This is a genomic window from Microbacterium thalli, from assembly GCF_028737325.1.
GTDB classification, from domain to species: Bacteria; Actinomycetota; Actinomycetes; order Actinomycetales; family Microbacteriaceae; genus Microbacterium; species Microbacterium thalli.
Map to the genome: position 1 here is coordinate 1,245,660 of NZ_JAQZCH010000001.1, position 24,253 is coordinate 1,269,912.

Sequence of the window (24,253 nt, forward strand, 5' to 3'; positions counted from 1 at the left end):
CGCGTCCTCAGAGTATGCGCGTGAATGGTGAATCGGCTGAGAGGCGGGTACATCGAGTAACCGGCAAGGAGTTACGATTGCAGGTCGCTCTCTCCACGCTATTGCCTCGAAACGAAGAAGACGTGCCCGAAACTCACTCGAATCCCCCCGCTGCGTCCCCGACTCCCACCGGCTCCGTCCCCACCCCGACCGGATCCCTCCGCACCCCGACCGGAATGGTCCGCACCCCGATCGGCGCGATCCGCACCGCGACCGGTTCGCTTCGCACCGCGACCGGCGCGATCCGCACGCTCGGCTCGAACCCCGCGACGGCGCCGATCATGCTCCACCCCGGCGACGCGATCCCCACCGCGCGCCGCGTGGTCTACATCATCCTGTTGGGGGCGCTCACCGCCCTCGGCCCGTTCACGATCGACCTCTACCTGCCGGCGTTCCCGGCGCTCGAGGCCGACTTCGAGACCAGCGCCGCCGCGATCCAGCTCACCCTGACGGGCACGATGGTCGGTTTCGCGCTCGGGCAGCTCGTCGTCGGTCCGCTGAGCGACAAGCTCGGGCGCCGCGTGCCCCTGCTCTGCGTCACCGCGCTGCACGTGCTCGCGAGCACCGCCGCCGCGATCGCGCCCACCCTCGAGCTGCTGAGCGCCGCTCGGGTGTTCATGGGCATCGGCGCCGCCGCCGGTGGCGTCGTCGCGATGGCCATCGTGCGCGACCTGTTCGGCGGACGCCGCCTCGTGGTGATGCTGAGCCGGCTCGCGCTGGTGTCGGGCGTCGCTCCCGTCGCGGCTCCGCTCGTCGGCTCGGGGCTGCTCACCGTCATGCCGTGGCGCGGCATCTTCGTGGTGCTCGCCGCCTACGGCGCCGTGATGCTCATCGCCTCGCTGTTCCTCGTTCCCGAGACGCTCCCGAAGGCCCGCCGCCGCGACAACGGGTCGGCCACGGTGTGGCAGCGGTACCGCAGCGTGCTCAGCGACCGCATCTTCATCGGCGTGCTGATCATCGGCGGCATGACCTTCAGCGGACTCTTCTCGTACCTGTCGTCGTCGTCGTTCCTGTTCCAGCAGACCTACGGCTTCGACCCCCAGCAGTACGGCGTCCTTTTCGCGATCAACTCGCTGGGCGTCGTCCTCGGCGTGCAGACCGCGTCGCGCCTCGCCGCGCGCTTCGGCCCGCAGTGGGTCATGGCGGTGTCGACGACGGTTCTCGTCATCGCCGGTGCGAGCATCATCGTCACCGACCAGCTCGGGCTGGGGCTGTGGGGCACGGTCGTGCCGCTGTTCTTCTTCATCACGGCGTGCGGCTTCACCTTCCCGTGCGTGCAGGTGCTGGCACTGGACCGCCACGGACGTGCCGCGGGCACGGCGGCATCCCTCATCGGGGCGGTCAACTTCGGTGTCGCCGGGTTCATCTCGCCGCTCGCGGCATGGATCTCGGGCGACGCCGGCATCACCGCCACGTCGATGGCCTCGGTCATGGCGGCCTGCGCCGTGGTCGCCGTGCTCTCGCTGTGGCTGGTCGTCCGGCCGCGGACGGTTCCGCAGCTCTCTCCCTGATCGGCGCGCTCCGCGCAAGGGGAGACCGGGAATCGGTCGACGTCGGCACAATGGATCGATGGATGCCGCACCATCGACCCCGCCAGCGACCGATCTCCGCCGGCTCTGGCCCCGCCGCGCCATCAGCGGCAGCGTGCTGCTGGTGGGTGGCGTGCTGCTCGGCTGGTGGCTGTTCACGCAGCTGGGCCAGCCGTTCGACATCGACCGTTGGTGGAACGAGTGGCTGCCGGCCGACCCCGGGCCGGTGGGCCTGGTCTTCGGGCTGGTGATGAACCGCATCGGCGGCACGTGGGTCGGGGTGTTCGCGATCCCGATCGCCACCGCGATCGCCCTCGTGCTGCTGCGCCGGCCGTGGGCCGCGGGGTATTTCGTCGTGGCATCCGCCGTGAGCGCCCTTGCCGTGCAGCTGATCAAGGGGCTCGTCGATCGCTCGCGTCCCGAGGACATCCTCGTCACGACCGACGCCGGTTCGTACCCGTCCGGGCATACGGCCAATGCCGCCACGATCGCCGTCGTCGCGGTCATCCTGTTCCCGCGGGTGTGGGTGCTGGTGGCGGGCGTCGTGTGGACCCTGCTGATGGGGCTCAGCCGCACCGTCGTGCACGCGCACTGGGCATCCGACACCGTCGGCGGCATGCTGATCGGTGCCGGAGTCGCCCTGATCGTCGCGGCCATGTTCACCGAGCAGCTCGAGCGCGAGCGAACTGCCCTGCTCCGGCGGCGGAGCTAGGCTCGCCCGCATGAGCGCCGCGTTCGACGACCCGACCGTTCCGCCCGACGCCGCGGTGGCCGCCGCCGAGCTGGCCCGGCTGCGCGCCGAAGCGGATGCCGCCGAGGCGGCGCTCGTGGCCGCGCGTGCCCGCGCCGCGCTGGCGGCGGCCGAGGCGGCGGCCGCTCGGGCGCCCTCCGGATCGGCCGCGAGTACGGCACCCGCCGAACCGGCTGCGGAGGCGGCCGCGACGGCCGCGGGGCCGACCGCTCCGCTCGATGCGGCCGAGGTCGACGTGATCCGGCAGGGGTACGCGTTCACGGGCCCGGCCCTCGAGCTCGGTGCGCTGCTCAACGGCGACCCGGTGCCCACCGTGCCGGTGCGGATCCCTCTGGCCATGACCAATCGCCACGGCCTCGTCGCGGGGGCCACGGGCACCGGCAAGACCCGTACGCTGCAGGTGCTCGTCGAGCAGCTCGCCGCCCACGGGGTGCCGGTGTTCGCCGCCGACATCAAGGGCGACCTGTCGGGTGTGGCGGCACCGGGGGAGCCGAGCGACAAGCTCCTCGCCCGCACGAGCGCGATCGGTCAGGAATGGGCGCCGCGCTCGTTCGCGACCGAGTTCCTCGCGCTCGGCGGACGGGGCACGGGCACGCCGGTCCGAGCGACGGTGTCGGGCTTCGGGCCGCTGCTGCTCAGCCGCGTCCTCGGTCTGAACGCGACGCAGGAGTCGAGCCTCGGCCTCGTCTTCCACTACGCCGACAGCAACGGCCTCGCCCTCGTCGACCTCTCCGACCTGCGCGCGGTGCTGACCTACCTCGTCAGCAACGACGGCAAGGCTGAACTCACCGAACTGGGCGGCCTGTCGAAGGCGACGGTCGGCGTCATCCTGCGCGAGCTCATCGTCTTCGCCGATTCCGGCGCGGACGTGTTCTTCGGCGAGCCGGAGTTCGACGTCCGCGACCTGATGCGTGTCGCCGAATCGGGCGAGGGGGTCATCAGCCTGCTCGAGGTCCCCGGCGTCGCCGACCGGCCGGTGCTGTACTCGACCTTCCTCATGTACCTGCTCGCGGAGCTGTTCGAGCTGCTGCCCGAAGTGGGCGATGTCGACAAGCCCGAGCTGGTCTTCTTCTTCGACGAAGCCCATCTGCTCTTCCGCGACGCCTCGACGGACTTCGTCGCCGCCGTCGTGCAGACCGTCCGCCTCATCCGCTCGAAGGGCGTCGGCGTCTTCTTCGTCACGCAGACGCCGAAGGACGTGCCGGCTGACATCCTCGCGCAGCTGGGTTCGCGCGTGCAGCACGCCCTGCGGGCGTTCACCCCCGACGACGCCAAGGCCCTGCGGGCGAGCGTCGGCACCTATCCGCGGTCGGGCTACGACCTCGAGCGCGTGCTGCAGGAACTCGGCACGGGCGAGGCGATCGTCACCGTCATGAACGAGCGAGGCGCTCCGACGCCCGTCGCGTGGACCCGCTTGCGAGCACCGCTGGCCTCGATGGCGCCCGCGCCCGCGGCGGCTGTCGACGCCGTGCTGTCCGCGTCGGAACTGCGACCGCGCTACACCGAGGCGATCGACCGCGAGTCGGCTCGCGAGATCCTCACGGCCCGTCTGAACACCGCGCAGGCCGCCCTGGATGCGGCCGAGGCCGAAGCCGCACGCCGCACGGCGGAACAGGATGCCGCGAAGCTGCGCGCGAAGGCCGACGCGGCGTATGCGAAGCAGCTCGCCGCCATCCGCAAGCAGGCGGCCGCCGACGAGGCGAAGGAGCGCCGCGAGCACGAGCGGTTGCTGCGCAGCTTGACGACGAACACGCGATCGCGCCGCCGGACGCCCGCCGAGCAGATCCTGGGCTCGCGCGCCGGCCAGGATCTGCTCACCGGCGTCATCCGCGGCATCTTCGGCACCGGGCGGCGGTGAGCCGCCGCCCCGTCACGGTCTGATGATGTCCAGCGGCATGGTCGACGTGTCGATGCGCGGGTCGTCGTCCTGACGCGCGACGATCGCTTCGGCCTCGGCCCGCGATTCCACGGTCGGCATCGAGCCGAGCAGGGGGCGTTGCGCGGTCTCGCGCATCGAGAAGAGTGCGACCGCGGCGAGTGCGGAGAAGAACATGATGTAGAAGGCGGGCATGTAGGGGTTGCCCGTCCACTCGATCAGCGCCTGGCTGAAGAGGGGTGTCGTCCCGCCGAACAGCGACACGGCGAGGTTGTAGGCGATCCCCATGGCGCCGAACCGGGTCGCCGTGGGGAAGAGGGCGGGCAGCGCGCTCGCCGAGATCGCCACGAACAGCGCCACGGGGACGGCGATGATGCCGAGCGCGATGAACACCGCCCACAGCTCGCCGATCTGCATGATCGCGAACGCCGGCACCGTCAGCACGAGCGAGGCGACGATCGCGCACGCGTAGATGCGCCGGCGGCCGAAGCGGTCGCTCAGCCGGCCCACGAAGGGGAGGGTGGCGGACATCACCACGAGCACCGGCACGGTCGCGACGGCGGCCGACAGGTTCGACAGCCCGACCTCGGTCTCGAGGTAGGTGGGCATGTAACTCGTCAGCGCGTACCCCGCGGTGTTCGTCGCCGCGACGATCGCGACGGCGATCAGGATCGTGCGCCAGTGGTGGCGGATGATGCCGCCGATGCCGTGGCGCGCGAACGGGTCGTCGGCGCCGTCGATCGCGGCCGACGAGCTCTCCTGCTCGAAGGCGGGCGTCTCGGGGATGCGCAGGCGGAACCAGATCGCGACGATCCCGAGCGGGATGGCCACGAGGAACGGGATGCGCCAGCCGCCGTCGACCATCGCGTCGGGCCCCCACAGGCTCTCGGTGATGACGGTGGTCAGCGCCACGACCGTCGCACCGGCTGCGAAGCCGACGTACGAGCCGACATCCAGCCACGAGGCCCAGAAGCCGCGGGAGCGATCGGGGGAGAACTCCGTGACGTACGTCGAGGCGCCCGCGTACTCGCCGCCGGTCGAGAAGCCCTGCACCATCTTGAGCAGGTAGAGCGGAACGACGGCCCAGATGCCGATCTGCGCCGAGGTGGGCAGCAGGCCGATGAGGGCCGTCGCGGTCGCCATCATCGCCATCGTGAGGAACAAGACCTTCTGGCGCCCGATCCGGTCGCCCAGGGGGCCGAGCACGATCCCGCCGAGGGGGCGCACGAGGAACGACACGGCGAAGCCCAGGAGGGTCACCAGCAGGCCCCACGGGTCGGGGATGTCTTCGGCGAAGACGACGGTCAAGGTGACGGCGAGGTAGCCGTAGATGCCGAAGTCGAACCACTCCATGAAGTTGCCGACCACGGTTCCCGAGATCGCGGTGCGGACCTTCGTGCGCTCGACGACGATGACGTCGTCGACCTCGAGGCGTCGGCGGACGGGGCGCTTCGTGCGCATGCGTGACATGTTCGGTTCTCCTCCGGCAGCGCCGCCGGCTCGGGTCGCCAGACGACTGTCCTTCGCTCACGGGAGCGTAGACCCCGGTGGGGGCCGGCACGCAATTCGCCGGCCCGGCTTGCGATCCGTCGGCCCGCCGCCTATGGCATGCCGAGGCGGCGGCGCAGACACCGGACCGCCGACCGCCCGAGCGACGTGTGTCAAGTCGTGTCGGCAGGCGGATGCCGCGCCGTAGCGTCGGACCATGAGCGAGCTGACCGCACCCACCGGACGCGAACCCGATCTCCAGGCCCAGCCCCGGGCCGACGGCTCGGCGCCGCGCGCCCTCGTCCTCGGGGCGACGGGATACATCGGCGGACGCCTCGTTCCGCGCCTCGTCGCGGCGGGGTACCGGGTGCGCGTCCTCGCGCGGGTGCCGGAGCGCGTCGCGAGCTTCCCCTGGGGCGCCGACGTCGAGGTCGTGGCCGGGTCGGCCGAGGACCCCGATGCCGTCGCGACGGCCGTCGACGATGTCGATGTGCTCTTCTACCTCATCCATTCGATGGGCGCCGGCGCCGGGTTCGAGGCGGCCGACGAGCGGGCCGCTCGCACCGTCGCGCAGGCCGCCGCCGCGGCATCCGTCCGCCGCATCGTCTACCTCGGGGGCCTGCACCCCGCCGACGGCGAGCTGTCGCCGCACCTGCGCTCACGCGTGGAGGTCGGGGAGATCCTGCTCGCCTCGGGGGTGCCGACGTTGGTGCTGCAGGCCGGCGTCGTGATCGGCTCGGGGTCGGCGTCGTTCGAGATGGTGCGGCACCTCACCGACGTGCTGCCTTACATGCCCGCCCCGCGGTGGGTGCGCAACCGCATCCAGCCGATCGCGGTGCGCGACGTGCTGCACTACCTGCTGGGCGCGGCGCGGGTGGATCCCGAGCTCAACCGTGCCGTCGACATCGGCGGACCCGACGTGCTGCGCTACGGCCAGATGATGAACGGGTACGCGCTCGAAGCGGGGCTGCGCCAGCGCGCGATCGCCGCGCTGCCGGTGCTCACCCCGGGGCTCGCGTCGCACTGGGTCAACCTCGTCACGCCGGTGCCGCGCGCCATCGCACGTCCGCTGATCGCCTCGTTGCAGAACGAGTGCGTCATGGACGACCACGACATCGACGCGATCATCCCGCAGCCCGAGGGCGGACTGACCCCGTACCGCCGATCCGTCCAGCTCGCGCTGGGGCGCGTCGACGCCGACGAGGTCGAGACGAGCTGGCAGGACGCCGACGTGCTCGGCGCGCCGAGCGACCCGCTGCCGAGCGACCCGGAATGGGCGGGCCGCACGGTGTTCACCGACGAGCGCAGCGCGGACACGACGGCTTCGCCGGAACGCCTGTGGGCGGTGATCGCGGGTATCGGCGGCACGAACGGCTGGTACTCGGCGCGGGCGCTGTGGGAGATCCGCGGCTGGATGGACCGCCTCGTCGGCGGCATCGGGCTCGCGCGCGGCCGGCGCAGTCGGGGGACGGTGCGCGTCGGCGACGCGATCGACTTCTGGCGCGTCGAGGCGGTCGAGGAGGGCCGGCTGCTGCGGCTGCGCGCCGAGATGCGGGTTCCCGGTGAAGCGTGGCTCGAGCTGAAGGCCGTGCCGCGTGAGGGTGGAGCGCGCTACGAGCAGCGCGCCGTCTTCTTCCCGCGCGGGCTCGCGGGGCGGCTGTATTGGCTGGGCGTGCTGCCCTTCCACGGCCTCATCTTCACCGCCATGGCCACCCGCATCACCGAGATGGCCGAGGGGCGCGCGCCGACGGCGACGGCGGATGCCGTGGGCGACCGGTCGCCGCGCGATGTGGCCACGGCCGCATCGCCGGACTCTATGGTGAACTCATGAGTCACCGCGCCGTCGTCGTCACCGTCTCGGATCGTTCCGCGCGGGGTGAGCGCGACGACACCGCCGGTCCGATCGCCGTCGAGGCGCTGCGCGCGGCGGGCTTCGACTGCGAGGCGCCGACGGTCGTCGCCGACGGCGCCGCCGTCGTCGCGCAGACCCTGCGCGCGGCCATCGACGCGGGTGCACGCCTGATCGTCACGACCGGCGGCACCGGCGTGTCACCGCGGGACGAGACCCCGGAGGGCACCGCGGAGGTCGTCGAGCGGGCGCTGCCGGGCATCGCCGAAGAGCTGCGCCGCCGCGGCGTCACCGAGACGCCGACGGCCGTGCTGTCCCGGGGCATCGCGGGCGTCGCCGGCGCGACGCTGATCGTGAACCTGCCCGGGTCGCCGCGCGCGGTGGCATCCGGGATCGGGCTGGTCGTCGAGGTCGCCGGGCACGTCATCGCGCAGCTCGAGGGGCGTGACCACCGATGACCGGGGTACGCATCGCCCGCATCACGGCGGAGCCGCTCGACGTGGCCGCGCACCTCGCGGCCGTCGAGTCGCCGGCCGTCGGCGCCGTGACGAGCTTCGTCGGAACGGTCCGCGATCATGATCCGGATGCCGCCGGCGCGGTCGCCGAGCTGAACTACGAGGCCCACCCCGACGCCGAGCCGGCGCTGCGGCGCATCGCCGAGGCCGTCCTGGGCGAGCGCGACGGAGCCGTCGCCGTGAGCCACCGCGTCGGCCGCCTCGCCGTGGGCGACGCCGCCGTCGTCATCGCCGTCGGCACCGCGCATCGCGGCGACGCGTTCGAGGTGTGCCGTGACCTCATCGAGACGATCAAGCGTGAGCTGCCGATCTGGAAGCAGCAGATCGAGAGCGACGGAACCACCGCCTGGAAGGGCATCGGCGGCTGATCCCGCCTCGGGGTCACCCGCCGGCGAAGGGCGGCAGCACGTCGACGACGACGTCGCGGTCGAGGGTCGCGTCGTCGTCGACCCGTGAGCCGTCGACCAGCACGGCGCATCGCGACAGGATCGAGCCGAGCGCGGGTCGCTCCGCCGCCAGGGCGGCGCGCAGGGCGCCCAGCGTCGTCTCGTCGCGCGTCTCTTCCGCCGCGCCCGCGCGCTCGGCGGCCGCGGCGAAGTAGCGGACGCGCGCCATCAGCGTGCCTCGTCGGGACGGAGCCAGTCGCCGCTGCGTCCCCCGGACTTCGCGACGATCCGCACCGCGTCGATGGCCGTGGCCTTATCGAGGCCCTTCACCATGTCGACGACGGCGAGGCCGGCGACCGAGACCGCCGTCAGGGCTTCCATCTCGACGCCCGTGCGGTCGGCCGTGCGCACCGTCGCCTCGATCTCGACGCCCGCGTCGGTGATCGCGAGGTCGACGACGACGCCGTGCACGCCGATCACGTGCGCCAGCGGCAGCAGTTCCGGCGTGCGCTTGGCGGCCTGGATGCCGGCGATGCGGGCCACCGCGAGCACGTCGCCCTTCGGCACGGCGCCGTCGCGCAGGGTCGCGACGACCGCGGGGCTGCATCGGACGAGACCACGCGCGGTCGCGGAGCGCACCGTCGGCTCTTTCGCGGTGACGTCGACCATCCGGGCGTGGCCGGCGTCGTCGAGGTGCGTGAAGGTCATGTGCTCATCCTTCCAGCAGCAGGACATCGACGAGGTCGCCCGGCGAGACCTCCGACACTTCGGCGGGGACGATCGCGTAGGCCTCGGCGCGCGAGAGCCCGCCGGCCAGGTGAGAGCCCGAGCCGCCCGCGGTCGCCGGCCCGACGGTCCACCGGGCGGGGTCGCTGCGGTCGATCGCCGCGGGCAGGTACTGCCGGCGTCCGGGCGGAGTGCGCCAAGCGGTGCCGGCGGGCAGCCGCAGCGCCGGTCGCTGCAGCTCCGAGCGCCCCTGCAGCGCGAGCAGCGCCGGGCGGACGAACACCTCGAACGAGACGGCGGCGCTGACCGGATTGCCCGGCAGTCCGAAGACCATCGTGCCCGAGGGCAGGACGCCGAACGCCTGGGGCTTCCCCGGCTGCATGGCCACGCGCGAGAAGCGCAGCGCGTTGCCGAGCTCGGTCTTGACCACTTCGTAGGCGCCCGCGCTGACGCCGCCCGAGGTGATCAACACGTCGGCCCGGTCGTCGCCCGCGGCGGTCCGCTCGAGCACGTGGCGCAGTCCCGGTCCGTCGTCGTCGACGCGCTCGCGCGCCACGACCGTGCCGCCGGCTGCTCGCACGAGCGCTGCGAGCAGCAGCCCGTTCGATTCGGGGATCTGCCCGTGCGTGCGCGGCGCGCCCGGCTCGACCAGCTCGCTGCCGGTCGACACGATCGCCACCCGCGGCCGTTCCGACACCGTGAGGCGGGGGACGTCGGCGGCCGCCGCGGCGGCGAGCTGCAGGGCACCGAGCAGAGCGCCCGGCTCGAGCACGCGGTCGCCGGGTCGCAGGTCGTCGTGGGCGCGACGGACGAAGGCGCCCGGGCGCGCGGGGGCGCGCAGGACGCGGACGACCCGCAGGGAGTCCTCGAGTCCGCCGGCGGTGTCTTCGAACGGCACGATGGCGTCGGCGTCGGTCGGGACGGGAGCGCCGGTCATGATGCGGGCGGCCTGTCCCGCACGCAGCGGCGGGTCGTCCGATCCGCCGGCGGGCAGATCGGCGACGACGGTCAGCTCGACCGGGCGCGCGTCGGACGCGCCGCTCACATCGTCGAAGCGCACCGCGAAGCCGTCCATCGCGGAGTTGTCGAAGGCCGGGATGCCGCCGAGCGCGAGCGCCGGGTCACGCAGCGTCATCCCGTCGGCGTCGGCGAGGTCGACGGTGCGGGCGGGCAGGGGGCGGACGGCCGCGAAGACATCGGCGAGCTGCTCCTCGACCGAACGCAGGCCGTCGCCGAGCGATCCGCTCATCGGGGCCACGCTGCCAGACCGCCGCTGAGCACGACGGTATCGACGCCCCGAGCGCGCAGCGCATCGGCGGCCCGGTGCGCCCGCACCCCGCGGGCGCAGACCACGACGGCGCGGTCGCCCGAGAAGCGCTCGGGGTGCTCGAGCAGGTCGCCGAGGGGGATGAGGACGGCGCCGGCGAGCGAGCCGGCGGCCGTCTCGGACGGCTCGCGCACGTCGATGACCGTCGCCCCCGCCGCCTGGGCGGCGAAGAGGCCGTCGAGATCGATCTCGGACGCCGGCGCGGGGGCGGGCACCGAGGATGCGGCCGTGGCACGTGCCGGACGCAGCGGCACCTCGCGCTGCGTCGCCGTCAGGGCGTCGATCAGGACGACCCGCCCGAGCAGGGGAGCGCCGATGCCCGTGATGAGCTTGATCGCCTCGGTCGCGAGCATGCCGCCGACCGTGAGGCACAGCGACCCCAGCACCCCTACCTCGGCGCACGTGGGTGGCTCGCCGGCGCTGCCGGGCGGGTAGAGGTCGGCCAGGCGGACGGCATCCGTCCCCGCCGGGGGACGCGACCAGAACACCGTGACCTGCGCGTGGAACTCCTGGATGACGCCCCACACCAACGGCACACCGCGCTCGTCGCAGGCGGCGGCCACCGCCGTCCGGGTGGCGAACGTGTCGGTGCCGTCGATCACGAGGTCGCACCCGGTCAGGAGGTCGGCCGCGGTGCCCGCATCCAGGCGCTCGCGCCGGATGTCCACCCGGATGTCGGGGGCGAGCGCGCGCGCCGCCCGCGCGGCCGACGTCGCCTTGGGCGCACCGACATCCTCGGCGCGGTGGATCACCTGGCGCTGCAGGTTCGAGAACTCGACGACGTCGTCGTCGATGACGGTGAGGCGACCGACGCCCGCGGCGGCCAGGCCGAGGATGACCGGCGACCCGAGTCCGCCCGCCCCGACGACGGCGACATGCGCCCCGGCGAGCCGGCGCTGCCCCTCGTCGCCGAGGCCGGCTAAGACGCTGTGGCGCGCGGTGCGCTCGCGTTCGCGCTCCGAGAGCGGTGCGGCGGGGGCGACGAGGGGCGGGAGAGCCATGGCATCAGGCTAGACGCGGCCGACCCTGGGCGGCGCGGGATCACCGAAATACCCGACGGCCGCCGCGGATGCGGCGATATCCGCCCGGAGGTACCGCAGCTGCGGGTATGTTCGGCTGCGTGACCGACTATCGCATCTCCGAGGCGGCGCGCCTGCTGGGCGTCAGCGACGACACCGTGCGTCGCTGGACCGAGAGCAGCTCGCTGCCGACGACCGACGGCAGCCCGCGGCGCATCCCCGGCGACGCACTCGCCGCCCACGCGGTCGCGCTGGCGGACGCGGCATCCGATCCGCTCGATCAGCTCTCGAGCGCGCGGAACCGGTTCGTCGGGCTCGTCACCCGAGTTCAGATCGACGGGCTCATGGCGCAGGTCGACGTGCAGTCGGGGCCGCATCGGGTCGTGTCGCTGATGTCGGCCGAGGCCGCCCGTGAGCTCGCTCTCGAACCCGGATCGCTCGCCGTCGCCGTCGTCAAGGCGACGACGGTCGTCATCGAGACGCCGAAGGAATGAGCGCGAGGATGCGGCGGCGTGTCGGGATCACCGCGGGACTCACCGGGCTCGCACTGGTTCTCGCCGGCTGCGGCGGCCCGGGCGGTGGCACCCCGGGAACGGATGCCGTCGCCGGGCAGGTCACGGTGTTCGCCGCGGCGTCGCTGAGCGGCGCGTTCGATGAGATCGCAGCGGACGTCGAGGCGGCGCATCCGGGCGTCGAGATCGAGCCCATCCGCTACGACGGCTCGTCGACGCTCGCGACGCAGCTCATCGAGGGAGCGCGCGCCGATGTCTTCGCGTCGGCGGACGAGGCGAACCTGCAGCGAGTCGTCGACGCCGGGCTAGCCGCGTCGCCGCGCGTGTTCGCGACCAACCGATTGACCCTCGTCGTCCCGACCGGGAACCCCGGCGACGTGACCGGGCTCGCCGACCTCGCCGACCCCGACCTCGCCGTGGTGCTGTGCGCCGCCGAGGTGCCGTGCGGCGCAGCATCCGGGCAGCTGGCGCGGGCCGCCGGGGTGACACCGCGCGTCGACAGCTACGAGCAGAACGTCACGGCGGTGCTGACGAAGATCGCCACGGGCGAGGCCGATGCGGGACTGGTGTACGTGACGGATGCCGCCCGCTCGGACGATGTCGAGACGGTGGCGACTGTCGGCGCCGATGATGTCGTCAACCGGTACCCGATCGTGGCGCTCGCGGAGGCCCGCACGCCGGCGGCCGCCGCCTTCGTCGACCACGTCCTCTCGCCCGCCGGCCGCGCGGTGCTCGAGCGGTGGGGATTCGGCGCACCGTGAGCACCGTCGATACCGGGAGCACCGTCAGCACCGCGAGCCCCGACGACGCGACGCCCGGCCGGCGGCGCTCGACCAGGGCGACCGGCTCGGCCTTCCTGCCGCGCGTCCTGCTGCTGCCGGCGGCGCTCGCCGTCGCGCTGCTGGTCATTCCGCTCATCGCGCTGATCGGGCGGCTCGACCCGGCGACGCTGTGGGCCGATGTGACCTCGCCCGCGGCGATGTCGGCGCTCGTGCTCTCGCTGCAGACCGCGACGATCGCGACCGCGGCGTGCGCCGTCCTGGGGATCCCGCTCGCACTCGTCATCGCCCGAGCGGGAGCGCGGACGGCCGCGGTGCTGCGCGCCATCGTGACGGTTCCCCTCGTGCTGCCCCCGATGGTCGGAGGCGTCGCGCTGCTGTTCCTCTTCGGCCGCAACGGCTGGCTCGGGGCCGCGCTCGAGACGGTCGGCGTCCGCATCCCCTTCACGACCGCCGCGGTGATCCTCGCCCAGACGTTCGTCGCCCTGCCCTTCCTCGTGCTCGCGCTCGAGGGGGCGCTCCGTGCCACGGGGGTACGGTACGAGCAGGCGGCCGCCGCGCTGGGCGCCGGTCGCTGGCGGATCCTCTGGCGCATCACGCTGCCGCTCGCCGGGCCGGGACTCGTCGCCGGCGTCGTGCTGTGCTTCGCGCGGGCACTCGGCGAATTCGGCGCGACCGCGTTGTTCGCGGGCAATGCGCCGGGCGTCACGCAGACCATGCCGCTCGCGATCTACACGGCATTCAACGGTGCGGGCGTCTCGCAGGGCACCGCCGTCGCGCTCTCGCTGCTGCTGCTCGTGACCGCGGTCGCGGTGCTGCTGCTCGTGCGTGGCTGGCGTCCCGGGAGCACCCGGTGACGGCCGCGCTCGCCGCCGACATCCGCGTGCGGCGCCGCGGCCTGACGGTGGCTGCAGCCCTCACCGCGGCGCCCGGCGAGATCGTCGCCGTGATGGGGCCGAGCGGCGCGGGCAAGACGACCGTGCTCGAGGCGATCGCGGGGCTGACACCGCTCGACGCCGGCTCGGTCCGCATCGGCGACGAGGTCGTCTCGGCGCCCGGGCGGCAGGTCGCGCCGCAACGACGCGGCACCGTGCTGCTGCGGCAGGACCCGTGCCTGTTCCCCCACCTCAGCGCGCGCGACAACGTCGCGTTCGGCCTGCGCTCGCGCGGAGAGACGGCGCGGCGCTCGCGTGCCGTCGCAGAGGACTGGCTCGCGCGCGTCGGGCTCGCGGGGGCGGAGGAGCGGGCTCCGCGCGAACTGTCGGGCGGACAGCAGCAGCGCGTCGCCCTGGCGCGGGCCCTCGCTGCCGAACCCCGGGTGGTGCTGCTGGACGAACCCCTGACGGCCCTCGACCCCGCGACGGCCGCGACCCTGCGGACGGTGCTCGCCGATCAGCTGCGCGCGGCGGGGACGACCGCCCTGCTCGTCACGCACGACGCCCTCGACGCCGCCGCGGCGGCGGACCGCCTCGTGCTGCTGGAGGAGGGGCGGGTGTCGCAGGCCGGCGACGTGCGCTCGGTGCTGCGCGCGCCCGCGACGCCCTTCGGCGCGGCCATCGCCGGACTCAACCGCGTGGTCGGCCGTGTCGACGGTGGCGTCTGGCGGGCGGGCGCCCTGCGCATCGCCGAGCGGGCGGATGCCGGTGATGCGTCCATCGCGCTGTTCCGCCCCGGCGCCGTCGGCCTCGCCGCCGGGGACGGCGGAATCGGCCGCCTCGCCGACGCTCTCACCTGGGAGGCGACGGTCGATCGCCTCGAGCCCACGGTCGGCGGTGTGCGGGTGTTCGTCGCGGACCCCGCGCTCGCCGTCGACGTCAGTGTCGAGCACGCGGCGGAGCTGCGCCCCGGCCGGCCCGTGGTGCTCGAGCTCGCGGCATCCGACATCACCTGGGCCTGATACGCCGCACGGCCGGTCGCTGCGGTGGCACGATGTGGGGATGCTCCATCTGCGCCGCGTGCGGCCCGGCGACGTCGCCGCGCTCTCCGACATCTGCCTGCGTACCGCCGACCACGGCGCCGACGCGACGGGCGTGCTCGATGACGACGAGATCTGGGGCGCGGTGTTCGCGGTGCCGTACGCGCAGCGGCATCCCGAGTTCGCCTTCGTCGTCGCGGGCGACGACGAGCAGCCGCACGGGTACGTCGTCGCCACCCCCGACACCGACGACTTCGAGGCGTGGTTCCGCGACGTCTGGTGGCCGCGGTTCGCCGATCGCTGGCCCGAGCCGGCGGCCGACGACACCTCGCGCCGGGCGGGAATCCTGCGCTACGCCTTCGGCCGACGTCCCGGCGCCGAGCCGCACGCGCGTCGCTACCCGGCGCATCTGCACATCGACCTGCTGCCGTCGGCTCAGGGGCAGGGGTGGGGGAGGCGGCTGATCGAGCGCGAGTTCGACGAGCTGCGGGCCGCGGGCGTCTCCGGACTGCATCTGGGCACGTCGGCCCAGAACACGGGCGCGCTCGCCTTCTACGATCGGCTCGGCTTCGAGCGCCTGCCCTCGGGACCGGGCTCGCAGGACTTCGGCATCGAATTCACCGTCCGCTGAAGCGCGATCGGTTCGGCCGGTCGGGCGCGCTCAGCCGGTGACGACCCGGCCGTCGGCGATCCGCACCGTGCGGTCGACGAGCTCGGCGGGCACCCGCACGTGCGAGATCAGCACCACGGCCCGCTCGCCGTCCACCGCGGCGAGCATGTCGTGCAGGAGCGCGTCGGATGCCGCGGGGTCGACCCCCGCCGTCGGCTCGTCGAGCACGAGCACGGGGAAGCCGTGCAGCAGGGCGCGCGCCAGGGCGATGCGTTGCGCCTGGCCGCCCGAGACGAGCGAGCCGTGCTCGCCCACGCGCGCATCGAGCCCTCCGCGTTCGCGGAGCCACGGGCCCAGGCCGACGCGGTCGAGCACCGCCTCGAGCTCGGCATCGGTGGCGGTGTCGCGCGCGAAGAGCAGGTTCTGACGGATGTCTTCGTCGAAGAGCATCGGCTGCTGTTCGCACAGGCCGACCGTCCGGCGGACGTCGTCGGGGGCGAGGTCGCGAACGTCGGTGCGGCCGATGCGGTAGCTGCCGTCGACCTCGAGGAACCGCACCAGCGCGTGCGCGAGCGTGGATTTGCCCGCGCCGCTCGACCCGACCACGAGCACCCGTTCGCCGGGGCGGACGTCGAGGTCGACGTCCGCGAGCGCGGGACGGGTGGCGCCGGGCCATGACACCGAGACGCCGCGCAGGTGCAGACCGTCGCCGAGGGCGGGCGCGGTTCCCGTGGGGGAGAGATCGCTCGAGACGAGTCCGGCGGGGATGTCGCTCGGCACCGTGTCGGCGATGCGCTCAGCCGAGGCGCGCACCTGGCGCCACGACGCCGCCGCGAGCGGCACCGTCGTGAAGACCTCGAACACCGCCATCGGCACCAGCACCGCGACCGCGAGCCACGGGCCGCCGAGCGTCGCGACGTCGGGCGCCGTCACCGCGACGGCGAGGATCGAGGCGGCTCCGGCGGCCAGTGACACGATCGCCGTGCTGCCGGCCTGTGCGCCGGCGCGGCGCACGACGGCGCGCCGCAGTTCGCGGTCGGCGGCCTCGATGCGCTCGCGGCTCGTGGACTCGGCGCCGAAGGCGAGCAGCACGTCGAGGCTGCCGAGGTGGTCGGCGACCGCGTCGGCCAGGCGTGCGCGCAGCGGCGCGATGGTGCGCTCGGCCCGGGCGCCGGCGAGCCAGCCCCACCCGGTCGCCGCCGTCGCCGCGAGAGCGAGGCAGCCGAGCAGCGTCAGCGCTGCCGGCCATGACACCGACGCGACGAAGATCACCGACGCCAGCGCGACGGTCGCCGAGGCCACGAGGGGCTCGACGACGCGCAACGGCAGGTTCTGCAGATCGTCGACGTCGTCGACGAGCGCCGACAGCGCGGAGCCGCGCCGTACACGGCCCAGGCCGTCGGGGGCCAGGGGGATCAGCCGGCGGACGAGGTCGGTACGGGTCGCCGCGAGCTGCCGCAGCGCCGCGTCGTGCGACGTCAGGCGCTCGAGGTAGCGGAACACGGCGCGGGCGATCGCGAAGGCGCGCACGCCCACGACGGCGGCCATGACGTACATGACGGCGGGCTGCTCGCTCGCGCGGACGATGAGCCACGCGCTGCAGGCGAGCAGAGCCACCGCTGCGGCCTCGGTCGCGAAACCGGTCGCCAGGGCGGGCCAGAACTTCCGGGCCGGGGGCAGCGCGCCGTGCAGCACCTCTCGTGTGGTCGTCACGCCGTCACCTCCTGTGCCGCGCGGACGGTCACCATCGCGTCGGCGATCACGCCGGCCGAGGCTCGGTGCGAGATGAGCAGCACGGTCGCGCCGTCGTCGGCCAGCCGGCGCAGGCTCTGCCAGAGTTCCGCCTCGGTCTCGGCGTCGAGCGCGGCGCTGGGCTCATCGAGGGCGATGACGGATGCCGCGCCGCTGAGGTGCCGGTAGAGAGCGCGCGCGACGGCGATGCGCTGGGCCTGCCCGCCCGACAGGCCGGAGCCCCGGACGCCGAGCTCGAGACCCGGGTCGATGTCGCCCGCGCCGGCGAGCTTCTGCGCCCGGCGGAGCAGGCGGCGTCCGTGCTCCGACGAGACGGTGTCGGCGGGCGAGCCGAGCGTGACGTTCTCGGCGACCGTGCCGGCGATGAGTCCGGGCTCCTGACCGGCCCATGCCAGCCACGTCGACGCCGGGCGCGGGGGAGCGCCGTCGACGGACAGCTCGCCCTCGAAGTCCGCCACCCCACGCAACGCGGCGAAGACGCTCGACTTGCCGGAACCGCTCGGGCCGGCGAGCAGCGTGACGGTTCCCGGCTCGGCGGTGAACGTCACGGGCTCCAGCAGCAGGTCGCCCCGCCGCACCCGTAGGTCGGTCGCGCGGACGGTGCCGCCCGGCGCGGCATCCTGCGTCGCGGGAGAGACGTCGGCCGCGGCCCGGTCAGATGCGTCCGCGGGTCGGGCGCGCGCGGCATCCAGGACGTCGAAGACGTCGTCGGTGGCGGCGACCCCTTCGGCGGCGGCGTGGAACTGCACACCGACCTGACGCAGCGGCAAGTAGGCCTCGGGTGCGAGGAGCAGCACGAACAGGCCGACAGCCAGGCCGAGCGAGCCGTCGATGAGGCGGAAGCCGATGGAGACGGCCACGATGGCGACGGAGATCGAGGCGAGGAACTCGAGCGCGAAGCCCGACAGGAACGACACCCGCAGCACCCGCATCGTCTCGACCCGGTAGGTCTCGGTGACGCGCTCGATCGACGTCGCGGCGCGGTGCTGGCGGCCGAAGACGGTGAGGGTCGACAGGCCGCGGACGGTGTCGGCGAAGCGCGCCGCGAGCTGGCGCAGCGTCTGCCACTGCGCGCGCTGCACCGCCCGGGTGGCCAGACCGATGAGCACCATGAACAGCGGGATGAGCGGCATCGTCAGCAGCACCGTGAGACCCGAGACCCAGTCGCTCCACCAGATGACGGCGATGAGCACGGGCGTCGCGATCGCGGTGAGGACGAGTTGCGGCAGGTACCGACCGAAGTAGGCGTCGAGTGCGTCGAGGCCGCGCCCGGCGGTGACGGCCAGCTGGGCCGAGTTGCGGGTCGCGAGCCACCCCGGACCCAGACGGCCGACGGCGGTGGTGAGCGCCGTGCGCAGCTCGCTCCGCACCCGCGCGGCCGCCCGTGCCGACAGCGCTTCGCGCAGCCACAGCAGCCCGGCGCGCGCGGCCACGACCCCGCCGAGGGCGGCGAGCACGCCGGACAGCTCGGCGGCGGGCATCCCGTCGACCGCTCCGACGATCGCGCGGGTGAGGAGCCACGCGAACGCGACCACGACGACCGTCTGGCCCAGTCCGATGGCCGCGATCACGACGAAGAACACGCGCGACGTGCGCGCGTACCGCAGCAGGCGCGGATCGACGGGCCGGCCGCTCGCGCGCGCGGGTTCGTCGCGCTGGTCCATGCTCACCCTTCGATCCTGCCTTACCGCGATGACCGGCCGACCCGGCCCGCGGCGTCAGTGGGCGACGAGCTCGGCCTCTTCGATGCGTGCCCGGGTGACCCGCTTGCGGAACACCCAGTACGTCCAGCCCTGGTACAGCAGGACCAGGGGCAGGAAGATCACCGCGGCCCACGTCATGATCGACAGGGTGTAGTCGGTCGACGAGGCGTTCTCGATCGTGAGGTGGAAGGCCGGGTCGGTCGACGACGGCATGACGTTCGGGAAGAGCGACAGCCACAGGGTCAGCACCGCGAACATCACGGTTCCGGCGCCGGCCGCGAACGCCCAGCCCTCGCGGCCCCGGGCATTCGCCAGGATCGCGGTGATGAGCATCAGCGCAGCCACCACGGCCGCGACCACGACCAGCGGAAGCAGGGGGGCCTGGGCGCCCATCGCCGAGAGCACGGTCCAGGCGAGGAAGAACGCCGCGGCGACGAGCGTCAGCAGCCCGGACTTCGTGGCCAGCCGGCGGGCCTGTTCACGCACGTCTCCGTCGGTCTTGAGGGCGACGAAGTACACGCCGTGGGTGAAGAAGAGCAGCAGCGTCACGACGCCGCCGAGGAGTCCGTAGGGGTTGAGCAGCGTCAGCAGTGTGCCGGTGAACTCCTTGTCGGCGTCGATCGGTACACCCTGGACGATGTTCGCGACCGCGACGCCCCACAAGAAGGCCGGCAGCGCCGACCCCCACACGATCATCAGGTCGAAGCGTTTGCGCCATGTGGGATCGTCGCGCTGGTGGCGGTACTCGAACGACACCCCACGCAGGATCAGCGCGATGAGGATGATCAGCAGGGGCAGGTAGAACCCGCTGAAGAGGGTTGCGTACCACTCCGGGAAGGCGGCGAACAGGCACGCGCCCGCCACGATCACCCAGGTCTCGTTGAGGTCCCACACCGGCCCGATCGTGTTGATGATCTGCCGGCGCGAGACGTTGTCCTTGCCGAGGAAGGGCAATGACATGCCGACGCCGAAGTCGAAGCCGTCGAGGACGAAGTAGCCCACGAAGAGGACACCGACGATGAAGAACCAGACGTATGCGAGATCCATGGCGTGCTCCTCAGTAAACGGTGGTCTGGGTGTGGGAGGAGGAGGCGGCCTCTGCCTCGGGGGAGCCCGGCTCGGGCAGGGGGTCCGGACCCTTCTGCGCGGCCTTGCGGATGAGGCCGAACTCCACCACCGCGAGGGCGGCGTAGACCAGCGTGAACGCGATGAGCGAGATCAGCACGGTCCAGCCCGGAACGTTCGGCGAGACGCCGTCCTCGGTGAGCATGAGGCTGAAGACGATCCACGGTTGGCGGCCCATCTCGGTGAAGACCCAGCCGACGAGGCTGCCGAGCAGCGGCAGCGGCGCTGACCAGATGGCGACCTTCCACATCCACGGTGCGACGGGGCGGGTCGCCTTCGTGCGGGTGACCCACAGACCCGCGACCGAGATCAGCGTCGCGATGCCGCCGAGGCCGATCATCCAGCGGAACGACCAGTAGGTGACCCAGACGATCGGGCGGTAGTCGACTCCGGCGCCGAAGGTCTCGGTGTACTGGGCCTGGAGATCGTTCAGACCCTCGACGCAACCGTCGAAGCTGTGGGTCGACAGGAATGACAGCAGATACGGCACGCGCAGCGACCACACCTCGGCGCTGCCGTCCGGTGTGCCGATCGAGAAGATCGAGAACGAGGCGTCGGCACCGCAGGCGGTGTTGAACATCGCCTCGGCGGCCGCCATCTTCATCGGCTGCGTCGCGACCATGACCAGGCTCAGCTGGTCGCCCGAGATGGCGACGCCGACGAACGAGACGAGCATGCCCCACATGCCGAAGCGCAGCGCGGGGCGCATCGTCTCGATGTGCTGGGCGCGCGAGATGTGCCAGGCGGCCACGGCGATCACGACGGCTGCGGCGAACATCCACGCGGCGAAGATCGTGTGCGGGAAGGCGGCGAGCACGATCGGATTGGTCAGGACCGCCCCGAAGTCGATCAGCTCGGCCCGGCCGCCGTCGGCGGCGATCTGGTAGCCGACGGGGTTCTGCATGAAGGCGTTCGCCGCGAGGATGAAGTACGCCGACAGGGTCGATCCGAACACCACCATCCAGATGGAGAAGAGGTGCAGCGCCTTCGGCAGCTTGTCCCAGCCGAAGATCCACAGCCCGATGAAGGTCGCCTCGAAGAAGAAGGCGAGTAGGCCCTCGAACGCCAACGGCGCCCCGAACACGTCACCGACGAAGCGTGAGTAGGCCGACCAGTTCATGCCGAACTGGAACTCCTGCACGATGCCGGTGACCACGCCCATCGCGAAGTTGATGAGGAAGATCTTGCCGAACAGCCGGGTCAGGTGCAGCCACTTCACGTTGCCGGTGCGGTGCCAGACGGTCTGGAAGATCGCGACGACCAGCGCCATGCCGAGGGTCAGCGGGACGAACAGGTAGTGGTACAGCGTCGTGAGTCCGAACTGCCAGCGGGCCAGCAGGAGCGGATCGAGGAAGTCCATCGGGCGGTGCCTTTCGGGAGGCGAGGGTTTCGACAGGCTGAAGGTATCGAGCGGGATTTTTCCCGGTGAGGAAGACCGCCGGAAATAATGCTAAGCGTGGTCAGACCACAAAGCAAGCAGATGTCAGACCACAGGTTCCCCTGCGGGTTCACTCCGCTCGGCCCTCGGGGTGTCACCCGCCGTCTACGCTCGGACCATGCCGGAGCCGCTCGTCGACCGATTCGCCCGGGTCCACCGTGACCTGCGGATCTCGCTGACCGATCGCTGCTCGCTGCGCTGCACGTACTGCATGCCCGAGCAGGGCAATGAATGGCTCGCCCGGCAGAGCATCGTGACCGTCGACGAGATCGTCGAGGTCGCGACCGTGGCTGCCGCGGCCGGGGTCACGACGTTCCGCCTCACCGGCGGCGAGCCGCTCCTGCGCACCGACATCGTCGACATCGTTCGCCGGCTCTCGGCGCTGCGCGCCCCGACAGGACCGGTGCAGATCGCGATGACGACGAACGGCATCCGGCTGCCCGAGGTGCTGCCCGACCTGGTCGCCGCGGGTCTGAAGCGACTGAACATCTCGCTCGACACGGTCGACCGCGACCGGTTCGCCCGCCTGACGCGGCGCGACCGGCTCGATGATGTCCTCGACGGCGTCCGAGCGGCGCGCGACTCGGGGCTGCGCCCGCTGAAGATCAATGCCGTCGCCATGCGCGGTGTCAACGACGACGAGCTCGCCGACCTGGTGGCCTTCGCCGTGGCGAACGACGCCGAGATGCGCTTCATCGAGCAGATGCCGTTGGATGCCGGGCACACGTGGGACCGCTCGACGATGGTGACGCGCGAGGAGATCCTCGAGGCGTTGTCGCAGCGCTGGGAGCTCACGCCGGTGCCCGGTCGCGGCGGCGCCCCTGCCGAGCAGTGGCGACTGGACGGCGGCCCCCACGTCGTCGGTGTCATCGCGTCGGTGACCGCACCGTTCTGCGGCGCGTGCGATCGGCTGCGGCTGACCGCCGACGGCCAGCTGCGCAACTGCCTGTTCTCGAACGACGAGTACGACCTGCTGCCGGTCCTGCGCTCGGCCGAGCCGGAAGCGGGCCGAGCTTTCGAGATCGAGCGCGTGCTGCGCAACTGCGTCGCGGGCAAGCGCGCCGGTCACGCCATCGACGACCCGGGCTTCCTCCAGCCCGCGCGCGGCATGAACGCGATCGGCGGCTGACTCACCCGACGTCGCGAGCGGGTACCCGTCGCCATCCCGCGGCGAGGAGGCCCGCGCCCACGCTGAGCGCTCCGGCGGCGACGAAGGCGACGGTCGGGCAGGCAACCGGCAGGGCCGCCCCGAGCACTGTCGCACCGGCCGCCTGCCCGATCATGAAAACGACGAACAGGGCGGCCGTCCCGGCGGCGGCGCGATCGGCGTCGATGCCGGTCGTCCACCCGATGAGCGCTCCGGATGCCGCAACGTAGCCCCACCCGAACAGGGCGCACGCGACCGCGGCGGTCAGCGGCTGGCCCGGGAAAGCGCCGAGTGCCGCCGTTCCCACCGCGGCCACCGCGGTCGCGATGAGCCACACACGGCGCGGCGCGGCGCGACCGGTCAGCGGGGCCGTCGCGATGACCGCGGCCCCGCCGCATCCCACGCAGATCCAGGCCAGCACCGAGGCCGACTCTGTGGCGCCCGCATCCACCATGACCACGCGGCCGTAGTTCCATACCGCCGCAGCGCCGACCCCGAACAGCGCGGCGGCCGCCACGGGGCGGCGGTGGCGTCGCCACCATGGCGCGGGCGGCAGGCGACGGGCTGCGGCGCTGCGGGCATCGGCGGGACGGGCGAGAGCGAGTACGGCGAGTCCGGCGCCGAGCGTCGCGACCGCCGCGATCAGCCACGCCACGCGCCAGTCGGGCGTCACGGCGAGCGCGATGAGGCCGGCCGCGACGAGTCCCGGACCGGTTCCGGCGTTGACGATCGCCTGTGCCGCGTCGGAGTCATCGCCGTCGAAGGCGGCGTGGACGAGGCGCACCAGGGCGGGTGACGCCAGCCCGGCACCGGCCGAGCTCACCGCGGCTGACACGGCGAGCACCGCGGCGTCCGGCGCGAGGGCGATGCCGGCCGCGCCGCCGCCCGCCGTGAGCATCGCGAGGACGACGAGCAGTCGGGGCCGCGTGGCGCCGAGCACGAAGCCGAGCAGGGCTGCACCGCCGTAGACGAGCGAAGCCGCGGCCGAGATCTTTCCCGCCGTCGCAGTGTCGATGCCGAGGTCGGCGCTCATCTCCGGCAGGTGCAGGCCGTATGCCAGGCGCACGAGTCCGTACGTCGCGGCGATGAGGGCGGTCCCGGCAGTGACGAGGGCGACCCGTCGAAACAAAAACGGTCGTTTCACTTTCCCGAGCATAGAGTGCTGACATGGGATTGCGGCCGACGACCGAGGCGCGGATCCTCGACGCGGCGGAGGACCTCTTCTTCACTCGGGGCATCGCGGCGACGCCGATCGATGCCGTGACCGCCCGCGCCGGCGTTTCCGCGGCCACGCTGTACCGCGGCTATCCGAGCAAAGAGTCTCTGCTCGCCGCCGCGCTCGAGCGCCGGCAGCGATCGTGGCGAGCCGCGTGGGATGCCGCCGTGGAACGCGCCGGCGGCGCGGAGGAACGCCTGCTGGCGATCTTCGACGCGCTCGAGACGTTCCGCGATCGGCCGCGCGGGTCGCGGTGGTGCGCCTTCCTGGGTGCGGCGGCCGAGTATGCCGAGGCGCCACCCGAGGTGGCGTCGGCCGTGGGCGACGACACCGCCGGAATGCGCGCCCACCTGACCGAGCTCGCCGTCCCGGTCTCCGGCGCGGAGGGTGCCGCGGAGCTGGCCGAGCGGCTGCTCATCCTCGTCAGCGGCGACCTCGCAATGCGCTTGCGCGAGCCGGGCTACGGCTCGAGTCGCGCGCGGTCGACGGCTGCGATCGTGGTGGCTGCCGCCCGGTCGGACCGCGCCGCCCGCGCCGACGGATGACGGGGG

The 24,253-nt window shown here is 72.9% G+C and carries 23 protein-coding genes; 13 read left to right on the forward strand and 10 right to left on the reverse strand.

Going from position 1 to position 24,253, the window contains the following annotated elements:
- Positions 1-215: 215 nt before the first annotated feature.
- Genes PUW82_RS06095 through PUW82_RS06105 form a run of 3 tightly spaced genes read left to right on the forward strand, consistent with a single transcriptional unit; the run spans position 216 to position 4,177 of the window.
- On the forward strand, positions 216-1,550 hold the full coding sequence (locus PUW82_RS06095) for a multidrug effflux MFS transporter (protein ID WP_274221394.1): 1,335 nt from the start codon (positions 216-218) through the stop codon (positions 1,548-1,550).
- A gap of 58 nt (positions 1,551-1,608) precedes the next feature.
- Positions 1,609-2,280, forward strand: a complete 672-nt coding sequence (locus PUW82_RS06100) for a phosphatase PAP2 family protein (RefSeq protein ID WP_274221395.1) — start codon at positions 1,609-1,611, stop codon at positions 2,278-2,280.
- Positions 2,281-2,290: 10 nt separating this feature from the next.
- On the forward strand, positions 2,291-4,177 hold the full coding sequence (locus PUW82_RS06105) for a helicase HerA-like domain-containing protein (protein WP_274221396.1): 1,887 nt from the start codon (positions 2,291-2,293) through the stop codon (positions 4,175-4,177).
- Between the two features lie 12 nt (positions 4,178-4,189).
- On the opposite strand, the gene PUW82_RS06110 is transcribed toward PUW82_RS06105, so the two are convergent.
- The gene (locus PUW82_RS06110) at positions 4,190-5,665 is read right to left on the reverse strand and encodes an MFS transporter (RefSeq protein ID WP_274221397.1); all 1,476 of its coding nucleotides are present in this window, start codon (positions 5,663-5,665) and stop codon (positions 4,190-4,192) included.
- Between the two features lie 235 nt (positions 5,666-5,900).
- Here PUW82_RS06110 and PUW82_RS06115 point away from each other — a divergent pair, with 235 nt between their 5' ends.
- The 3 genes from PUW82_RS06115 to PUW82_RS06125 are packed head-to-tail and all read left to right on the forward strand — an operon-like array spanning position 5,901 to position 8,415.
- Positions 5,901-7,514, forward strand: a complete 1,614-nt coding sequence (locus tag PUW82_RS06115) for an SDR family oxidoreductase (RefSeq protein ID WP_274221398.1) — start codon at positions 5,901-5,903, stop codon at positions 7,512-7,514.
- Positions 7,511-7,990 (forward strand): MogA/MoaB family molybdenum cofactor biosynthesis protein, encoded by a 480-nt coding sequence (locus PUW82_RS06120; RefSeq protein ID WP_274221399.1) that lies wholly within the window; start codon positions 7,511-7,513, stop codon positions 7,988-7,990. The genes PUW82_RS06115 and PUW82_RS06120 overlap by 4 nt, the downstream gene beginning before the upstream one ends.
- Complete coding sequence (locus PUW82_RS06125; RefSeq protein ID WP_274221400.1) at positions 7,987-8,415, forward strand: molybdenum cofactor biosynthesis protein MoaE; 429 nt, start codon at positions 7,987-7,989, stop codon at positions 8,413-8,415. The genes PUW82_RS06120 and PUW82_RS06125 overlap by 4 nt, the downstream gene beginning before the upstream one ends.
- A gap of 13 nt (positions 8,416-8,428) precedes the next feature.
- Here PUW82_RS06125 and PUW82_RS06130 read toward each other — a convergent pair whose 3' ends face one another.
- The 4 genes from PUW82_RS06130 to PUW82_RS06145 are packed head-to-tail and all read right to left on the reverse strand — an operon-like array spanning position 8,429 to position 11,487.
- Positions 8,429-8,662, reverse strand: coding sequence for a MoaD/ThiS family protein (locus PUW82_RS06130; RefSeq protein ID WP_274221401.1), 234 nt, complete (start codon positions 8,660-8,662; stop codon positions 8,429-8,431).
- Positions 8,662-9,141: a cyclic pyranopterin monophosphate synthase MoaC gene (gene moaC, locus PUW82_RS06135; RefSeq protein WP_274221402.1), complete on the reverse strand. Its 480-nt coding sequence runs from the start codon at positions 9,139-9,141 to the stop codon at positions 8,662-8,664. Before moaC ends, PUW82_RS06130 begins: the two co-directional genes overlap by 1 nt.
- A 4-nt stretch (positions 9,142-9,145) precedes the next feature.
- The gene (locus PUW82_RS06140) at positions 9,146-10,408 is read right to left on the reverse strand and encodes a molybdopterin molybdotransferase MoeA (RefSeq protein WP_274221403.1); all 1,263 of its coding nucleotides are present in this window, start codon (positions 10,406-10,408) and stop codon (positions 9,146-9,148) included.
- Complete coding sequence (locus PUW82_RS06145; RefSeq protein WP_274221404.1) at positions 10,405-11,487, reverse strand: ThiF family adenylyltransferase; 1,083 nt, start codon at positions 11,485-11,487, stop codon at positions 10,405-10,407. The genes PUW82_RS06140 and PUW82_RS06145 overlap by 4 nt, the downstream gene beginning before the upstream one ends.
- 119 nt (positions 11,488-11,606) lie before the next feature.
- Here PUW82_RS06145 and PUW82_RS06150 point away from each other — a divergent pair, with 119 nt between their 5' ends.
- From PUW82_RS06150 to PUW82_RS06170, 5 genes are all read left to right on the forward strand, one after another.
- Positions 11,607-11,999: a TOBE domain-containing protein gene (locus PUW82_RS06150; protein WP_274221405.1), complete on the forward strand. Its 393-nt coding sequence runs from the start codon at positions 11,607-11,609 to the stop codon at positions 11,997-11,999.
- 8 nt (positions 12,000-12,007) lie between these two features.
- Complete coding sequence (modA, locus tag PUW82_RS06155; RefSeq protein ID WP_274221406.1) at positions 12,008-12,778, forward strand: molybdate ABC transporter substrate-binding protein; 771 nt, start codon at positions 12,008-12,010, stop codon at positions 12,776-12,778.
- 95 nt (positions 12,779-12,873) lie between these two features.
- Positions 12,874-13,653 (forward strand): ABC transporter permease, encoded by a 780-nt coding sequence (locus PUW82_RS06160; RefSeq protein WP_274221757.1) that lies wholly within the window; start codon positions 12,874-12,876, stop codon positions 13,651-13,653.
- On the forward strand, positions 13,650-14,693 hold the full coding sequence (locus tag PUW82_RS06165; RefSeq protein ID WP_274221407.1) for a sulfate/molybdate ABC transporter ATP-binding protein: 1,044 nt from the start codon (positions 13,650-13,652) through the stop codon (positions 14,691-14,693). The genes PUW82_RS06160 and PUW82_RS06165 overlap by 4 nt, the downstream gene beginning before the upstream one ends.
- Positions 14,694-14,733: 40 nt before the next feature.
- Entirely contained in the window at positions 14,734-15,342 is a 609-nt protein-coding gene (locus tag PUW82_RS06170; protein WP_274221408.1) for a GNAT family N-acetyltransferase, read from the forward strand.
- 30 nt (positions 15,343-15,372) lie between these two features.
- Here PUW82_RS06170 and cydC read toward each other — a convergent pair whose 3' ends face one another.
- From cydC to PUW82_RS06190, 4 genes are read right to left on the reverse strand one after another with little or no spacing between them, the layout of a single operon-like run.
- Positions 15,373-17,034, reverse strand: coding sequence for a thiol reductant ABC exporter subunit CydC (gene cydC, locus PUW82_RS06175; RefSeq protein ID WP_274221409.1), 1,662 nt, complete (start codon positions 17,032-17,034; stop codon positions 15,373-15,375).
- The gene (gene cydD, locus PUW82_RS06180) at positions 17,031-18,737 is read right to left on the reverse strand and encodes a thiol reductant ABC exporter subunit CydD (protein ID WP_274221758.1); all 1,707 of its coding nucleotides are present in this window, start codon (positions 18,735-18,737) and stop codon (positions 17,031-17,033) included. Before cydD ends, cydC begins: the two co-directional genes overlap by 4 nt.
- 54 nt (positions 18,738-18,791) lie before the next feature.
- Complete coding sequence (gene cydB, locus PUW82_RS06185) at positions 18,792-19,823, reverse strand: cytochrome d ubiquinol oxidase subunit II (protein WP_274221410.1); 1,032 nt, start codon at positions 19,821-19,823, stop codon at positions 18,792-18,794.
- Between the two features lie 10 nt (positions 19,824-19,833).
- Positions 19,834-21,261: a cytochrome ubiquinol oxidase subunit I gene (locus PUW82_RS06190; RefSeq protein ID WP_274221411.1), complete on the reverse strand. Its 1,428-nt coding sequence runs from the start codon at positions 21,259-21,261 to the stop codon at positions 19,834-19,836.
- A 196-nt stretch (positions 21,262-21,457) separates the two neighbouring features.
- Here PUW82_RS06190 and moaA point away from each other — a divergent pair, with 196 nt between their 5' ends.
- Positions 21,458-22,468 (forward strand): GTP 3',8-cyclase MoaA, encoded by a 1,011-nt coding sequence (moaA, locus tag PUW82_RS06195; RefSeq protein ID WP_274221412.1) that lies wholly within the window; start codon positions 21,458-21,460, stop codon positions 22,466-22,468.
- Position 22,469: 1 nt separating this feature from the next.
- Here moaA and PUW82_RS06200 read toward each other — a convergent pair whose 3' ends face one another.
- The gene (locus PUW82_RS06200; RefSeq protein ID WP_274221413.1) at positions 22,470-23,630 is read right to left on the reverse strand and encodes an MFS transporter; all 1,161 of its coding nucleotides are present in this window, start codon (positions 23,628-23,630) and stop codon (positions 22,470-22,472) included.
- Between the two features lie 23 nt (positions 23,631-23,653).
- Here PUW82_RS06200 and PUW82_RS06205 point away from each other — a divergent pair, with 23 nt between their 5' ends.
- Positions 23,654-24,247, forward strand: coding sequence for a TetR/AcrR family transcriptional regulator (locus PUW82_RS06205; protein WP_274221414.1), 594 nt, complete (start codon positions 23,654-23,656; stop codon positions 24,245-24,247).
- Positions 24,248-24,253 lie beyond the last annotated feature (6 nt).

Excerpts from the sequence above, each read along its gene's own strand:
- PUW82_RS06095 (WP_274221394.1), top strand. The coding sequence starts at position 216 with ATGGTCCGCACCCCGATCGGCGCGATCCGCACCGCGACCGGTTCGCTT.
- PUW82_RS06100 (WP_274221395.1), top strand. The coding sequence starts at position 1,609 with ATGGATGCCGCACCATCGACCCCGCCAGCGACCGATCTCCGCCGGCTC.
- PUW82_RS06105 (WP_274221396.1), top strand. The coding sequence starts at position 2,291 with ATGAGCGCCGCGTTCGACGACCCGACCGTTCCGCCCGACGCCGCGGTG.
- PUW82_RS06110 (WP_274221397.1), bottom strand. The coding sequence starts at position 5,665 with ATGTCACGCATGCGCACGAAGCGCCCCGTCCGCCGACGCCTCGAGGTC.
- PUW82_RS06115 (WP_274221398.1), top strand. The coding sequence starts at position 5,901 with ATGAGCGAGCTGACCGCACCCACCGGACGCGAACCCGATCTCCAGGCC.
- PUW82_RS06120 (WP_274221399.1), top strand. The coding sequence starts at position 7,511 with ATGAGTCACCGCGCCGTCGTCGTCACCGTCTCGGATCGTTCCGCGCGG.
- PUW82_RS06125 (WP_274221400.1), top strand. The coding sequence starts at position 7,987 with ATGACCGGGGTACGCATCGCCCGCATCACGGCGGAGCCGCTCGACGTG.
- PUW82_RS06130 (WP_274221401.1), bottom strand. The coding sequence starts at position 8,662 with ATGGCGCGCGTCCGCTACTTCGCCGCGGCCGCCGAGCGCGCGGGCGCG.
- moaC (WP_274221402.1), bottom strand. The coding sequence starts at position 9,141 with ATGACCTTCACGCACCTCGACGACGCCGGCCACGCCCGGATGGTCGAC.
- PUW82_RS06140 (WP_274221403.1), bottom strand. The coding sequence starts at position 10,408 with ATGAGCGGATCGCTCGGCGACGGCCTGCGTTCGGTCGAGGAGCAGCTC.
- PUW82_RS06145 (WP_274221404.1), bottom strand. The coding sequence starts at position 11,487 with ATGGCTCTCCCGCCCCTCGTCGCCCCCGCCGCACCGCTCTCGGAGCGC.
- modA (WP_274221406.1), top strand. The coding sequence starts at position 12,008 with ATGCGGCGGCGTGTCGGGATCACCGCGGGACTCACCGGGCTCGCACTG.
- PUW82_RS06170 (WP_274221408.1), top strand. The coding sequence starts at position 14,734 with ATGCTCCATCTGCGCCGCGTGCGGCCCGGCGACGTCGCCGCGCTCTCC.
- cydD (WP_274221758.1), bottom strand. The coding sequence starts at position 18,737 with ATGGACCAGCGCGACGAACCCGCGCGCGCGAGCGGCCGGCCCGTCGAT.
- cydB (WP_274221410.1), bottom strand. The coding sequence starts at position 19,823 with ATGGATCTCGCATACGTCTGGTTCTTCATCGTCGGTGTCCTCTTCGTG.
- PUW82_RS06190 (WP_274221411.1), bottom strand. The coding sequence starts at position 21,261 with ATGGACTTCCTCGATCCGCTCCTGCTGGCCCGCTGGCAGTTCGGACTC.
- moaA (WP_274221412.1), top strand. The coding sequence starts at position 21,458 with ATGCCGGAGCCGCTCGTCGACCGATTCGCCCGGGTCCACCGTGACCTG.
- PUW82_RS06205 (WP_274221414.1), top strand. The coding sequence starts at position 23,654 with ATGGGATTGCGGCCGACGACCGAGGCGCGGATCCTCGACGCGGCGGAG.